Raw genomic sequence first — 13,930 nt, 5'->3', positions numbered from 1 at the left:
CGGTTGCACGGCGGGCCGGACATCCCCCGGACGGCCGAACGTCGTGACCTTTTCGTGACCCACGGGCGACCTCTCCGTCGCCGGCTGATTGAATCCGCCCTTGTGAGGCCCCCGACGCGAACCCGCCGCCCCAAGGCCGGTGCCGAGCCGATCGACCTCCGCTCGGACACCGTCACCGTCCCGACCAAGCAGATGCGCGCGGCGATGGCCGCGGCCGAGGTGGGTGACGACGTCCTCGACCGCGACCCGACGATGCGCGAGCTCGAGGTCCGGGTGGCCGGGCTGCTCGGGGCGGCCGACGCGATGTGGACGCCGAGCGGCTCGATGGGCAACCTCGTCGCGCTGATGGCCCACCTGTCGCGCGGGGACACCTTCCTCGCCCCGGCCGGCGCACACGTCCTCGACGCCGAGCTCGGCACCGCCGCCTGGCTGGCCGGGGGCATGCCGCGGGCGCTGGAGCACGACGCCGGGCCGGGCAAGGTCTCCCCCGATGCGGTGCGCCGGGCCGCGGGCACGGCCGGGCCGTACTACACGCTGCGCACCACACTGCTGTGCCTGGAGAACACCCACAACGCCGCGGGCGGGGCCGTCACCGCGCCCGAGGAGCACGCCGCCGTCGCGGCCGCGGCCCGCGCGGCCGGGCTCGCCGTGCACCTCGACGGGGCCCGGATCTGGCACGCCGCGGTGGCGCTCGGGGTGCCGCCGGCGGCGCTGACCGTCGGCGCCGACACCGTCCAGGTCTGCCTGAGCAAGGGCCTCGGCGCCCCGGTCGGGTCGGTCGTCGCGGGTTCGGTCGAGTTCACCACCGAGGCCCGCCGGCTGCGCAAGATGCTGGGCGGCGGGGTGAGGCAGGGCGGTGTGCTGGCCGCAGCCGGGCTGGTCGCCCTGGACCGGATCGACCGGCTCGCCGAGGACCACGCCCGGGCCACCCGGCTGGCCGACGGGCTGCACGAGCGCGGCTGGCAGGTGCAGGCCCCGCAGACCAACATCGTGCTCGTCACGGTGGTCGACCTCCCCGGCACGCTGCGCCGCTTCGACGAGGCCGGCGTGCGGGCGTCGGCCATGTCCGGGAAGGTGCGGCTGATGACCCACGCCGACCTCTCCGACGCCGACATCACCGCGGCCCTGGACCGTATCGGCCCGATCGAGCCCGCCGCCGGCACCCGGCCGGGCGGGCCCCACCCGCTCAGGAGGGGCGCCGGTCGCGCTCCAGCGCGTCCAGCCGGACGGTGACCGCGCGTAGCTCGGCCAGGACCTCGGCCAACTGCGCGTAGGCCTGTTCGGCGGTGTCCTCCACCTCCTCGGAGACCTGCGCGGACGCCCGCCTCAGGTTCTCGACGAACCAGCTCGCGATCGACGCGGTCACCACGCCGAGCAGCGCGATCCCGGCCACCATCAGCGTCGCGGCGACGACCCGGCCCTCGAACGTCGTCGGGTACCGGTCGCCGTAACCGACGGTGGAGATCGTGGTCAGCATCCGCCAGACGGCCTCGCCGAACGTGGTGATCGAGGAGTCCGGCGCGTCCAGCACGGCCAGCGACACCACGAAGCCGACCAGCCCACGGTGCCGACCACGTAGACCGCGACGCGGCCGCGAAAATCGCCGCGCAGCTGGGTCGTGAGCGCCGCCAGCGCCCAGAACAGTGTTGTCCGCTCAGAGCCAGGATTCGAGGCGTTTGAGGGCATCCGCGATGTCCTCGGTCGCGCCGGCGCAGGAGAAGCGGATGAAGCGGCCGCCGTCGACGGGGTCGAAGTCGATCCCCGGTGCCACCGCGATCCCGGCCTCGGCGAGCAGGCGGTAGGTCCACGCCATGGAGTCGTCGGTCAGGTGCGAGACGTCGGCGTAGACGTAGAACGCGCCGTCGGCGGGCGCCAGCCGGTCGATGCCCAGCCGCGGCAGTCCCTCGAGCAGCAGCGCCCGGTTGACGCCGTAGCGGACCACGTGCCCGTCCGCCTCGGTGTAGCTGTCCGGGGTGAACGCGCCCAGCGCGGCGTACTGGGGCAACGCCGGCGGGCAGACCGTGAAGTTGCCGGTCAGACGGTCCACGGCCCGCAGCAGCCGCGGCGGCACCAGCAGCCAACCCAGCCGCCAGCCCGTCATCGAGAAGTACTTGGAGAAGGAGTTGACGATGATCGCCTCGCGCGAGGTCTCCCACGCGCTCGTGGTCGCGGGCGAACCCGGGTAGGAGATGCCGTGGTAGATCTCGTCGCTGATCAGCTGGATGCCGTTGACCTCGCAGTACGACGCGAGTGCCGCCAGCTCGGCCGGGTCGAGCACCGTGCCGGTGGGGTTGGCCGGGCTCGCGACCACGAGCCCCTTCACCGGCTGGTCCAGCGCCTCGAGCATCGCGACCGTCGGCTGGAACCGGGTCTCCGAGCCACACGGCAGCTCGACGACCTCACAGCCCAGCGCCGAGAGGATGTTGCGGTAGCAGGGGTAGCCGGGCCGGGCCATCGCCACCCGGTCACCGGCGTCGAACGCGGAGAGGAAGGCGAGCAGGAACCCGCCCGACGAACCGGTGGTGACCACGACCTGGTCGGGATCGACGTCGAGACCGTAGGTCCGCCCGTAGTGCCCGGCGATCTCCGCCCGCAGCGGGGGAATGCCCAGCGCGACGGTGTAGCCCAGCACCTCGCCGTCGAGCGCCAAGGCGGCCGCGGCGCGGACCGCCGCCGGGGCCGGGGTGGACGGCTGGCCGGCCGAGAGGTTGATCAGGTCTCCGTGGGTGCGCTGGCGCTCCCCCGCCGCCGCCCAGACGTCCATCACGTGGAACGGAGGGATGTCGGCGCGCTGGGCGACGGTCAGCCGTGAGGTGGGCGTTGCAGGTCCGGTCACAGGTGGAGCCTAAACATTGGGCATTCGGGCGCCGTGGGCGTGGTCCCGGCGCTGTCAGCCCTTGTCCGGCACCGCCACCTCGCCGCGCGCGGCGCGCAGCGCGATGTCCGTGCGGTGGTGCGAGCCGGCCAGGTGCACCCCGGCGAGACGGCGATAGGCGTCCTCTCGGGCGGCGTCGAGGTCCGCGCCGGTGCCCACCACGGACAGCACCCGGCCGCCCGCCGACACCACCGCGCCGTCGTCGCGCCGCCGGGTGCCCGCGTGGAGCACACCGTCGGCCTCCGCCCCGGTGATCACATCACCCAGTCGCGGCGTGCCCGGGTACCCCTCGGCCGCCACGACCACCGTCACCGCCGCGCCGTCGGACCACTCCAGCGGCGGCACCTCGTCGAGTGTCCCGGTCGCGGCCGCGTGCAACAGCCCCGCCAGCGGCGTGCGCAGCAGCGCCAGCACGACCTGGGTCTCGGGGTCGCCGAAACGGCAGTTGAACTCGATCACCGAGGGGCCGTCCGAGGTCAGGGCGAGCCCGGCGTAGAGCAACCCGGTGAACGGGGTGCCACGGCGGGCCATCTCGTCCACCACCGGCTGCACGACGCGCGCGACCAGGTCGTCGACCAGCCCCGGGTCCGACCACGGCAGCGGCGCGTAGGCACCCATCCCGCCGGTGTTGGGCCCGGAGTCGTCGTCGCCGACCCGCTTGAAGTCCTGCGCGGGCAGCAGCGGGACCACCGTCCGCCCGTCGACCAGGCAGAACAGCGAGGCCTCCGGACCGTCGAGGAACGACTCCAGCAGCACCGGATGGCCGTCGTCGAGCAGGTGCAGCGCGTGCGCCCGGGCCACCTCGAGATCGGGGCTGACGACGACGCCCTTGCCCGCGGCCAGCCCGTCGTCCTTCACGACGTAGGGCGGCGCGAACCGGGACAGCACCGCGTCCAGGTGCGCGGGGTTGTCCACGGTCTCGGCAGTGGCCGTCGGCACGCCGGCGGCGGTCATGACGTCCTTGGCGAAGGTCTTGGACCCCTCGATGCGGGCCGCCGCCGCGCTCGGGCCGAAGCAGGCGATCCCGGCAGCCCGCACGGCGTCGGCGACCCCGGCGACGAGCGGCACCTCGGGGCCGATCACCACGAGATCGGCCTTCCAGTCGGTGGCCAGGGCCGCCACCGCCTTCGGGTCCCGCACATCGAGGCCGCGTTGCTCCGCGACCGCGGCTGTTCCCGCGTTTCCGGGCGCGCAGGACAGCGCGGTCACCCCGGGGTCCTGCGCCAGGGCGAGGACGATGGCGTGCTCACGAGCACCGGATCCGACGACCAGGACGCGCACGGTCGGCCAGCGTAGATCCTCGGCCCGCGGCGCTCACCACCGCCTCGGCGTTCACCCCGGCGACACCGTCCCGATGCCCCCCGGTGGATCTCCTGACGGCAACGCCGGTCAGGGTGGTCGGCATGCCGTCCCCGCTGAGAGGACTCGTCGCCGCCGCCCTGACCACCCTGGCCCTCGTTTCCGCACCGCCCGCAGGGACCTTCGCCCGGGCCCCCGGCCGCGCCGGCAGGCCCGCGGCGGCGCCCGTGGTGATCGGGCATCGGGGCGCCTCCGGCTACCGACCCGAGCACACTCTCGCCGCGTACGAGCTGGCCGCCCGGATGGGCGCCGACTTCATCGAGCCCGACCTCGTGACCACGTCCGACGGGGTGCTGGTGGCCCGGCACGAGCCGGAGATCGGGGGCACGACCGACGTCGCGGCGCGCCCCGAGTTCGCCGAACGCCGCACCACCAAGACGATCGACGGGGTCGCCCACGACGGCTGGTTCGCGGAGGACTTCACCCTCGCCGAGCTGCGCACACTGCGTGCGACGGAGCGGATCCCCGAGATCCGCCAGGAGAACACCATCTACGACGGCCGCTACCGGGTGCCGACCTTCGACGAAGTGCTCGCGCTGCGGGAGCGCCTGTCCGACGAGCTCGGCCGGGAGATCGGGGTCTACCCGGAGACCAAGAGCCCGAGCTACTTCGCCTCCATCGGACGACCGCTGGAACCCGCGCTCGTCGCGGCGATCGAGCGGGCCGGGCTGAACCGGCCGGACGCCCCGGTGTTCGTGCAGTCCTTCGAGACGCAGAACCTGCGGGCGCTGCGCGGGCAGCTGAAGGTCGGGCTGATCCAGCTCATGCAGGCGACCGGGGCACCCGCCGACCTGGCCGCGGCCGGGGACCCGCGCGGCTACGCCGATCTGGTCACACCGCAGGGCCTCGCCGACATCGCGACCTACGCCGACGGCATCGGCCCGGACAAGGACCTCGTGATCGGCCGGGATGCATCCGAGGCGCTCGGCGAGCCCACCGCGCTGGTCACCGACGCGCACGCGGTGGGGCTGCTCGTGCACCCCTACACGTTCCGCAACGAGAACCGGTTCCTGCCCGCCCAGTTCCGCTCCCACGGGGGAGAGGCCGACTACGGCGACGCGTTCGCCGAGTACGAGGCGTTCCTGCGGGCCGGTGTCGACGGTGTGTTCACCGACAGCCCGGACACCGCGGTCGCGGCCCGCGCGGCACTGCTGGATCCGGTGGGCTAGACGATCTGCTCGTCGACGTAGCACCAGCGCCAGGAGGGCCCGGGCTCGTAGGACCGGATCACCGGGTGCTGGGTGCTCCGGAAGTGCCCGGTGGCATGCCGGTACGGGCTGGAGTCGCAGCACGCCACGTGCCCGCAGGTCAGGCACAGCCGAAGGTGCGCCCACACACGGGCACCCAGGGCCTCGCAATCCGCACAGCCGGAAGGACTGTCGGGTGCCGGCTCAGTCCAGTCGGGTGCGTCGCACGCCACGGTGTGTACGCAGCTCATTTCGGGTCATCCTCCGCCTCGTGACCGCCGCGGGACACACGGGTGCCACGTGCACACCGAAGTAATCACCCTGGCGCTCGTCGTCGGCTCACTCGCCGTCCAGGCGATCTGCCGTCCACTCGGGATGAACGCACCACTGGTGCTGGTGGTCGTCGGCCTCGCGGCGTCGTTCCTGCCCGGCGTCACCGAGATCGAGTTCGATCCGGAGGCGGTGCTGCTGCTGGGGCTCACGCCCCTGCTGTACTCGGCGGCACTGCAGTCGTCCTACCTCGGCATCCGCCGCAACATCCGGCCGATCTCGCTGCTCGCGGTGGGCCTGGTGGCGTTCACCGCCGTGGTGGTCGGCCTGGTCGCCTGGCGCATCATCCCCGGACTGTCGTTGCCGGCGGCCCTGGTGCTCGGTGCCGTGGTCGCGCCACCGGACGCGGTGGCCGCGCTCGGCGTCGGCCGCAGGCTGGGGCTGCCCAAGCGCATCATGACCATTCTCGGCGGCGAGAGCCTGCTCAACGACGCCACCGCGCTGACCCTGTTCCGGGTGTTCGTCGCGGCCGCCGTCGGCGCCGGGGTGACGGTCCTCGACGCGGCCTGGATGCTGGCCTGGTCGACGGCCGGTGGGATCTCGACCGGCCTGGTCGTCGGCTGGCTGGTGCACCGGATCCGGATGCGGCTCAACGACCCGCACCTGGAGAGCGCGTTCGGTCTCGTCGTGCCGTTCAGCGTCTACCTGATCGCCGAACAGGCGCACACCTCCGGGCTGCTCGCGGTCGTGATCGCCGGGTTGTACCTGGGCTACCACGCGCCGGAGTGCGGCTTCGCCACCCGGATCCAGGATGAGGCCGTGTGGCGCGCCAGCGACACCATCCTCGAGTCGGTCGTGTTCGCCCTCATCGGCCTGCAACTGACCGCGGTGCTCGAGCAGATCGGCGCGATCGGGCCGCTGCTGTTCGACGCGGTCCTGGTGACGCTCGCCACGGTGCTGGCCCGGCCGGTGTGGGTCTTCCCCATCACCTACCTGCCCCGGGTGCTGTTCCGGGGAGCGCGCGAGCGGGATCCCACACCGCCCTGGCAGATGCCGGCGGTCATCTCCTGGGCCGGGATGCGCGGCGTCGTGACCGTGGCCGCAGCGTTCGCGATCCCACCGGAGGTCCCCCAGCGCGAGCGGCTCGTCTTTCTGGCGTTCTTCGTCACGGTGGCGACGCTGCTGCTGCACGGCCTGACGCTGCCGTTCGTGATGCGCAGGCTCAAGGTCGGGCCCGAGGAGGAGTACCAGGAACTGCTCGCCGAGGCCGAGTCGCTGTACGCGGCGGCGCAGGCCGGCATCCGCCGGCTCGACGAACTGGTCGCGACCGAACCGCCGGACTCCACGACCCGGCACATCGCCGAGAAGCTCCGTCACTTCGCGGAGTTGCAGGCCAACAGCGTCTGGGAGCAGCTCGGACGGCCCGACGAGCTGGCCGGGGAGAGCCCGAGCGCCGCGTGGCGGCGGCTGCGCCGGGAGATGCTCGCGGCCGAGCGGGAGGTCCTCGTGCGGCTCCGCAGCGAGGGCCGGATCGACGACGAGGTGCTCCGGCGGGCCCTGCGCCGCCTGGACTTCGAGGAGGCGATGCTGGTCGAGGACGAGGACGTCGAGGACACGGGCTGAGCAGCGCCGGGTCAGCTCGTCATGAACTCCCGGATCAGGGCCGTGGTCTCGGCGGGAGCCTCCTGGTGCGGGAAGTGCCCGATCCCGGGCAGCACGCGGTGATCGAACCCGGCTCCGGTCCACCGCTGCGAGGTGCGAGCGGTCCGCTCGAGCAGGCACGGGTCGGCCGCGCCGTGCACCTGCAGAACGGGCATCCCGGTCGGGCGGGCCACCGCGGCCGCGAACCGGCGGCCCTCCGCACGCAGCTGTGAGCGCAACGCCCACCGGTAGTACTCCATCGCGCAGTGCGCCACCGCCGGGATCTGGATCGCCCGTCGATTGTGCGCCGCGGCCCGCGCGAAATCGTCGGACGCCGCCCATGCCGGCCCGGACCAGCGGCGCATGATCCGCTCCACCCGGGCCCCGCCGTCGGCCCGCAGCGAGCGCTCGGGCCAGCGGGGCAGCTGGAAGCCCAGGGCGTAGCTCGTGGTGGCGCGTCCCTGTCCGCGCGGATCACGTGCGATGGCCGCGCGGACGGCGAGCGGGTGCGGCGCGGCCACGGCCGTCAGCGAGTGCACCAGGCGGGGATGCAGGGCGGCCACCGTCCAGCCGATCAGGCCGCCCCAGTCGTGGCCGACGACCCGGGCCTCGGACTCACCCAGCGCCCGGATGAGCCCTGCGACGTCACCGGCGAGGGTCCACAGGTCGTAGCCGCGCGGCGGCTTGTCCGAGTCGCCGTAGCCCCGCAGGTCGACCGCAACCGCCCGGTACCCGGCCTCGGCGAGTCCGGTCAGCTGATGACGCCAGGACCACCAGAACTCGGGGAACCCGTGCAGCAGGACGACGAGCGGTCCTTCCCCGCACTCCGCGACGTGCAGCCGGATGCCGTTGGCCGACACCGCGCGGTGCGTCCACGGCCCCGGTAGCCGGACCGTCGACGGGTCGGGTCCCCCCCGCCTCCCCACCTTCCCGCGCCGGCTCAGCTGGCGGGGGCGGCGTGTCTGCCGTTCAGCTCGGCGGGCTCCTGACCGTCGTGACGACCGCGGCTGCTGAGGACCTCCGCGGTCTCCTTGAGGCTGGTGATCGTCCGCTCGGGCTTGCGGATCTTGCGGACCCGTCGGTAGCCGAGGAAGCCGAACAACGCGGCCACCAGCACCATGAGCCCGAACACGATCCCGAACGCGGCAGGTCTGGCCAGCCCGAAGTAGTTCAGCAGCTCGGCGAGCGCGAAGAAGAAGAAGAACAGGCTGAACAGCAGCACCACCAGCGCGATGACGAAGAAGACGCTGCCCTGCACCCCCTTCTTCACCTCGGAGGTGACCTCGGCCTTGGCCAGCTCCACCTCGGAGCGGATCAGCGACGAGACGTGCGTGGTCACGTCCCGGACCAGCGCCCCGATCGACTGGTCGTGCGTCGGTTCGGGCGAGAGCGGGATCGAGGGCAGCACGGGTGGAACATCCGTGCCGCTGGAGCTGGTCGGGCTGGCCACCGCGGTCCCTCCTACGTGCCGTCGAGTGCGTTCGGACATGATCGGTGCGCCATCGTGCCACGCCCCCCTGGCGGGTGCCCGGTCAGGAGTGTTCGTCATCCGTACGTGGGCGCCCCGATGGAAGCGTCCGCACCCCGCAGGGTTCGCCCCGGCGGTCTTCCCACGCCGAGCTCGACGATGAGCAGTCCGCCGGTGGGCCCGGTCGCTCCAGCATGGACACCGCGACCGGATCACGCCAGCGCGGCACGCGGTTACTCCTCGGGTCGCCCGCGCAGCCGCTTGATCGCGCCCCGGCGGCTCTTGGCGTCCAGCCGGCGCCGTTTGGACCCCGCTGTGGGCCGGGTCGGGCGACGCTTCGGCGGATCGGCGGCCATCGCCGAGCGCAGCGTCGCGGCCAGTCGCTCGCGCGCGGCGTCACGGTTGCGCAGCTGGCTGCGGTGTTCCGAGGCCACGACGGTCAGGACGCCGTCGACGAGCCGGTTCGCGAGCCGGTTCAGCGCCCGCTCGCGCATCGGCTCCGGAACGGCCGGTGAGCGGGCGAGGTCGAACGACAGCTCGACCCGCGAATCGGTCGTGTTGACGCCCTGGCCGCCCGGCCCGGACGCACGCGAGAACCGCCAGTGCAGCTCCCGTTCGGGCAGCACCAGCGATTCGCGTACCCGCAGTCCTCCCTCGGGCATCCCGGCCATGCGATCAGGATGCCCGAGGGGCCCTGCGTCAGTCCCGGTACTGCCGCTTCGGCCGTGCGAGCAGGTCTCAGTCCTCCGACTTGTTGTCCTTCATCCCCGACGAGATCAGGTCCATCACCGTGGAGTCGGCCAGCGTCGTGACGTCCCCGACCTCGCGGTTCTCCGCCACGTCGCGCAGCAGCCGGCGCATGATCTTCCCGGACCGCGTCTTGGGCAGCTCGTCGACGACCATGATCTGGCGGGGCTTGGCGATCGGCCCGATCTCCTTGGAGACGTGGTCGCGCAGCGCCTTGATCGCCTCCTCGCCCTTCGCCTCGTCCTCCGCCACCCCGCCGCGCAGGATGACGAACGCGACGATGCCCTGCCCGGTGGTCGGGTCGGAGGCGCCGACGACCGCCGCCTCGGCCACCGTCGGGTGGCTGACCAGCGCCGACTCGACCTCGGTGGTGGAGATCCGGTGCCCGGACACGTTCATGACGTCGTCGACCCGGCCGAGCAGCCACATAGCGCCGTCGTCGTCGTACTTGGCGCCGTCACCGGCGAAGTAGTAGCCCTGGTCGGCGAACCGCGACCAGTAGGTGTCCCGGTAGCGCTCCTCGTCACCCCAGATGCCCCGCAGCATCGCCGGCCACGGCTGGTCGAGCACCAGGTAGCCACCCTCGCCGTTCCCGACCGGGGTGCCGTTCTCGTCGACGACGGTCGCGGCGATCCCGGGCAGCGCCCGCATCGCCGACCCCGGCTTCGTGGCGCTCACACCGGGCAGGGGCGCGATCATGATCGCGCCGGTCTCGGTCTGCCACCAGGTGTCGACGATCGGACAGTTGTTGTGCCCGATGTTCTCCCGATACCACATCCAGGCCTCGGGATTGATCGGCTCGCCGACCGTGCCGAGGACCCGCAGCGAGGACAGGTCGTACTTCTCCGGGATGTCCTTGCCCCACTTCATGAACGTGCGGATCAGCGTGGGCGCCGTGTAGTAGATCGAGACGCCGTACTTCTGGATGATCTCCCAGTGCCGACCCTCGTGCGGGGTGTTCGGGGTGCCCTCGTACATCACCGAGGTGGCGCGGTTGGCCAGCGGCCCGTAGACGATGTAGCTGTGCCCGGTGACCCAGCCGATGTCGGCCGTGCACCAGTAGACGCTCTCGCCGGGCTTGTGGTCGAACACGGCGTTGTGCGTGTACGCGGTCTGGGTGAGGAAGCCGCCCGAGGTGTGCAGGATGCCCTTCGGCTTCCCCGTGGTGCCCGAGGTGTACAGGATGAACAGCGGGTTCTCCGAGTCGAACGCCTCGGGGGTGTGCTCCTCGGACTGCCTGTCGACCAGGTCGTGCCACCAGATGTCGCGGCCCTCGGTCCACGGCACGTCGGTCTCGGTCCGCTTGACCACCAGCACGTGCTCGATGGTCGGGGTGTCCTTGACCGCCTCGTCGGTGTTCTCCTTCATCGGCACCGGCTTTCCGCGCCGGTACTGGCCGTCCGAGGTGATCAGCACCTTGGCCTCGGCGTCCTCGATGCGGGCCTTCAGCGCTCCCGGCGAGAAGCCACCGAACACGACGCTGTGCAGGGCGCCGAGTCGGGCGCAGGCCAGCATCGAGAACACGGCCTCGGGGATCATCGGTAGCTGGATGGCCACCCGGTCCCCGGCCTGCACTCCCAGCTCCGCGAGCGCGTTGGCGGCCTTCGACACCTCGCGCTGCAGGTCGGCGTAGGTGATCGTGCGGGTGTCGCCGGGCTCGCCCTCCCAGTAGAACGCGACCTGCTCCCCGTGCCCGGCCTCGACGTGGCGGTCGACGCAGTTGTAGGCCACGTTGAGCTTGCCGCCGACGAACCACTTGGCGAACGGCGCGTCCCACTCCAGGACCTTGTCCCACTTCTGGGCCCAGCTCAGCCGGTCGGCCTGCTCCGCCCAGAACGCCTCCCGGTCGCCGTCCGCGCGGTCGTACCAGTCCTCGGTCGCGTTCGCCTGCGCCGCGAACTCCTCGCTGGGCGGAAAGCTGCGGCTCTCGGTGGACAGGTTGCTCAGTGTGGCTCCGGACTCGGCCATTTCCTCGTGCCCTCCTCGTCCCTGCGCAGTTCAGCCGGGCGGCTGCGACCGGCTCGCGCTATCGGCTCGACGGTAGTGCTCAGACATGCTCCGCGCACCGTCAGTACGGACAGTCGACTGTCGATCAGGCCAGGCCACGGCGGTTGCGACAGACAGTGACAGCATGGAGCCGTGCCCCCGTCTCGTGTCTCCGACCCGCTCGCTCCCCTTCTCGACCTGCCGGGCGTCGCGGACGCCGTCGCACGTGCCCGAGACGCCGTCGTCGCAGTGCACAACCACCCGGTCAACCGGCGCGGCTGGCCGGCCACCGCCGCCGAGGCGAGCCTGCGTGCCGCCCGGGCGTCCGCCGCGCTGGACGGTGCACCGCTGACCCCGAGCACCGAGGAACTCGTCACGGACCCGGTGCTGGCCGGGGCCGTGCGGGCCGCGGAGGAATCGAGCCGGTTGCTCGGCGTGTGGCGGGGGGCCCCGCTGCAGGCGTTGGCCCGGCTGCACATGGTCGCCGCCGCCGACCTGGTGCCCGGCGACCGGCACGGCACGGACCTCGGCCGCCCGCGCACCGACGAAGAGGTGTCCGCACGGTTGTCCCTGCTGGCCGATCTGGTCACCGGCGGGACGGCCGTCCCGGCCCCGGTGCTCGTCGCGGTCGTGCACGGGGAGCTGCTGACGCTGGCGCCCTTCGGCACTGCGAACGGCGTCGTGGCCCGGGCCGCCGCCCGACTGGCCGCGGTGGCGGCGGGCCTGGACCCGAAGGGGCTCGCCGTACCGGAGGTCGGGCACCTGCGTCGGGCGGACGAGTACCGCACGGCCGCGGCCGGGTTCGCGAGCGGAACGGCGGAGGGCGTCACGACATGGCTGCTGCACTGCTGTGCGCAGTGGGAGTCGGGGGCGCGCGAGGGTACGTCGATCGCGGAGTCGCGGTCCTGAGCACCGCCTCGCGGCGGGCTGCCTCCGAACGTGAGTCGGGCGGCGCCCCTTGTCCAGGGACGCCGCCCGTCTACGCGTGAACCTCCGGGATCCAGGCGTGCACTACGTGTCGTGCTCCGGCCTCGGCGTCTGGCGTCCCAGTACGCAGGCCCACGACGACATGCCTCCCGCGGCGTGCTGTGCGTGGAGTGCCCGGCGTTCGCGCACGGAGCCCGGATCGGGGGAGACGGGTACTTCTCTGTCGTACCGCCCCTGGCCGACCAGGAGTCCGTGACACCTTTGTAGTAGGTGACCCGGGCCACATCAAGAGGGTGCTCGGGGTGCACCGGTTCAGGCACTGAACGTAGCGATCAGTGTCCGACAGTCGACCCGAACGGGCGCTGTGCCGGCTGCGGCTGAATCGAGTAAAGAGGCCGCCGGCGCGCCGAGAATGCCAGCTCCCGGGCGTCCGGGCCCGAGCGGTGCGGCCGTCAGGAACGCCTCCGGCGCCGCCGCAGCCGGTGCCCGGCCAGACCCGCGCCGAGCAGCGCGACCGCTCCCAGTCCCGCGGCCACGGCAGCCGTGGCGGGCGGGGCCTGGAAGCGCGAGCGCAGGATCACCGGGTCGGCGAAGGTGAGGATCGGCCAGCCCCGGAGCTCGGCCTCACGACGCAGCGCCCGGTCCGGATTGACCGCCGTCGGATGTCCGACCACCTCCAGCAGCGGCAGGTCGGTGATCGAGTCGGAGTAGGCGCGGCAATCGGCCAGCCGGTAGCCACGCTGTTCGGCGATGTCGCGGGCCGCCGCCGCCTTGTACTCGCCGTAGCAGTAGTACTCGATCTCCCCGGTGTAGCGGCCGCTGCGGATACCCATCCGGGTGGCCAGGCAGCGGTCGGCACCGACCAGCGCCGCGATCGGCTCGACCACCTCCAGACCGGAGGCGGACAGCACGACGACCTCCTCACCGGCCGCCTGGTGCTCGGCGATCAGTTCGGTCGCCTCCGCGTAGACGAGCGGCTCGACGATCTCGTGCAGGGTCTCGGCCACGATCGCCCGCACCTGAGCGACCTCCCAGCCCGTGCACAGCGCCGTGATACGCCGGCGGAGCAGGTCCATCGTGTCGGCGTCCGCGCCGGCGAGCATCAACAGCAGCTGTGCGTACCCGCTGCGCAGAGCGGCCCGCCGGCTGATCAGTCCCTGCCGGCGGAAGGGTCGGCTGAAGGCGAGCGCACTGGACCCCGCGATGATCGTCTTGTCGAGGTCGAAGAAGGCCGCCGCGGTGGGCGGCTGCGCGGACGGACCGGACACGCAGCGGGAGCTTGCCAGATTCCCCGACGGGGATCCTGCACGCGGGTCCGCCGGAAGTGCGCTACCGCTGCGGGATCGGGCGAACGAACCAGTCGGCGCGTGCGGCAAGTGGGTCGCCGCAGGGGCGGGCGTTGGGGCCCGGTTCCGGCTACAGTTGAGTCAGCCCGGATGCGTCCGGGCATGGTTCAGCTCGACCCCCCGG

The 13,930-nt window shown here is 72.6% G+C and carries 13 protein-coding genes; 4 read left to right on the top strand and 9 right to left on the bottom strand.

Translation table 11 applies throughout. From position 1 onward, the window contains the following. The first annotated feature begins 102 nt into the window (after positions 1–102). Positions 103–1,233 (top strand): threonine aldolase family protein, encoded by a 1,131-nt coding sequence (locus tag HF519_RS03625; protein WP_169410174.1) that lies wholly within the window; start codon positions 103–105, stop codon positions 1,231–1,233. Here the strand turns inward: HF519_RS03625 and HF519_RS03620 are convergent. The 3 genes from HF519_RS03620 to purD form a co-directional block, all read right to left on the bottom strand. After that, on the bottom strand, positions 1,187–1,546 hold the full coding sequence (locus tag HF519_RS03620) for a potassium channel family protein (protein WP_312859873.1): 360 nt from the start codon (positions 1,544–1,546) through the stop codon (positions 1,187–1,189). The genes HF519_RS03625 and HF519_RS03620 overlap by 47 nt on opposite strands. 108 nt (positions 1,547–1,654) lie before the next feature. Continuing rightward, positions 1,655–2,764 carry a pyridoxal phosphate-dependent aminotransferase gene (locus tag HF519_RS03615; protein ID WP_211169498.1) on the bottom strand — a complete coding sequence of 370 codons (1,110 nt, stop codon included), beginning with the start codon at positions 2,762–2,764 and terminating at the stop codon, positions 1,655–1,657. 126 nt (positions 2,765–2,890) lie between these two features. Beyond that, positions 2,891–4,156, bottom strand: coding sequence for a phosphoribosylamine--glycine ligase (gene purD, locus HF519_RS03610; RefSeq protein ID WP_169410173.1), 1,266 nt, complete (start codon positions 4,154–4,156; stop codon positions 2,891–2,893). Between the two features lie 122 nt (positions 4,157–4,278). Here purD and HF519_RS03605 point away from each other — a divergent pair, with 122 nt between their 5' ends. Continuing rightward, positions 4,279–5,403, top strand: coding sequence for a glycerophosphodiester phosphodiesterase (locus tag HF519_RS03605; RefSeq protein WP_169410172.1), 1,125 nt, complete (start codon positions 4,279–4,281; stop codon positions 5,401–5,403). On the opposite strand, the gene HF519_RS03600 is transcribed toward HF519_RS03605, so the two are convergent. Then, the gene (locus HF519_RS03600) at positions 5,400–5,672 is read right to left on the bottom strand and encodes a UBP-type zinc finger domain-containing protein (protein WP_169410171.1); all 273 of its coding nucleotides are present in this window, start codon (positions 5,670–5,672) and stop codon (positions 5,400–5,402) included. The genes HF519_RS03605 and HF519_RS03600 overlap by 4 nt on opposite strands. Before the next feature lie 49 nt (positions 5,673–5,721). Between HF519_RS03600 and HF519_RS03595 the strand changes: the two genes are divergently transcribed. Continuing rightward, positions 5,722–7,314, top strand: a complete 1,593-nt coding sequence (locus HF519_RS03595) for a Na+/H+ antiporter (RefSeq protein WP_169410170.1) — start codon at positions 5,722–5,724, stop codon at positions 7,312–7,314. An 11-nt stretch (positions 7,315–7,325) separates the two neighbouring features. Here the strand turns inward: HF519_RS03595 and HF519_RS03590 are convergent, their stop codons facing one another. The 4 genes from HF519_RS03590 to acs form a co-directional block, all read right to left on the bottom strand. After that, positions 7,326–8,258 carry an alpha/beta fold hydrolase gene (locus tag HF519_RS03590; protein ID WP_169410169.1) on the bottom strand — a complete coding sequence of 311 codons (933 nt, stop codon included), beginning with the start codon at positions 8,256–8,258 and terminating at the stop codon, positions 7,326–7,328. Positions 8,259–8,272: 14 nt separating this feature from the next. Beyond that, positions 8,273–8,782, bottom strand: a complete 510-nt coding sequence (locus HF519_RS03585) for a phage holin family protein (protein WP_312859872.1) — start codon at positions 8,780–8,782, stop codon at positions 8,273–8,275. Between the two features lie 251 nt (positions 8,783–9,033). Further along, complete coding sequence (gene arfB / locus HF519_RS03580; RefSeq protein ID WP_169410203.1) at positions 9,034–9,462, bottom strand: alternative ribosome rescue aminoacyl-tRNA hydrolase ArfB; 429 nt, start codon at positions 9,460–9,462, stop codon at positions 9,034–9,036. A gap of 76 nt (positions 9,463–9,538) precedes the next feature. Next, on the bottom strand, positions 9,539–11,515 hold the full coding sequence (acs, locus tag HF519_RS03575) for an acetate--CoA ligase (protein WP_169410167.1): 1,977 nt from the start codon (positions 11,513–11,515) through the stop codon (positions 9,539–9,541). A gap of 171 nt (positions 11,516–11,686) precedes the next feature. Here acs and HF519_RS03570 point away from each other — a divergent pair, with 171 nt between their 5' ends. Beyond that, positions 11,687–12,442, top strand: a complete 756-nt coding sequence (locus HF519_RS03570; protein WP_169410166.1) for an oxidoreductase — start codon at positions 11,687–11,689, stop codon at positions 12,440–12,442. 470 nt (positions 12,443–12,912) lie between these two features. On the opposite strand, the gene HF519_RS03565 is transcribed toward HF519_RS03570, so the two are convergent. Next, positions 12,913–13,728 carry an HAD family hydrolase gene (locus HF519_RS03565; RefSeq protein WP_169410165.1) on the bottom strand — a complete coding sequence of 272 codons (816 nt, stop codon included), beginning with the start codon at positions 13,726–13,728 and terminating at the stop codon, positions 12,913–12,915. Positions 13,729–13,930: the final 202 nt, after the last annotated feature.

The organism is Pseudonocardia bannensis, assembly GCF_012911875.1.
Lineage (GTDB): Bacteria > Actinomycetota > Actinomycetes > Mycobacteriales > Pseudonocardiaceae > Pseudonocardia > Pseudonocardia bannensis.
This window is presented reverse-complemented; position numbering and strand designations above follow the sequence as displayed.

Coding starts and splice junctions, on each gene's coding strand:
- HF519_RS03615 (WP_211169498.1), bottom strand. CDS start 2,764: ATGGACGTCTGGGCGGCGGCGGGGGAGCGCCAGCGCACCCACGGAGAC.
- HF519_RS03605 (WP_169410172.1), top strand. CDS start 4,279: ATGCCGTCCCCGCTGAGAGGACTCGTCGCCGCCGCCCTGACCACCCTG.
- HF519_RS03600 (WP_169410171.1), bottom strand. CDS start 5,672: ATGAGCTGCGTACACACCGTGGCGTGCGACGCACCCGACTGGACTGAG.
- arfB (WP_169410203.1), bottom strand. CDS start 9,462: ATGCCCGAGGGAGGACTGCGGGTACGCGAATCGCTGGTGCTGCCCGAA.
- acs (WP_169410167.1), bottom strand. CDS start 11,515: ATGGCCGAGTCCGGAGCCACACTGAGCAACCTGTCCACCGAGAGCCGC.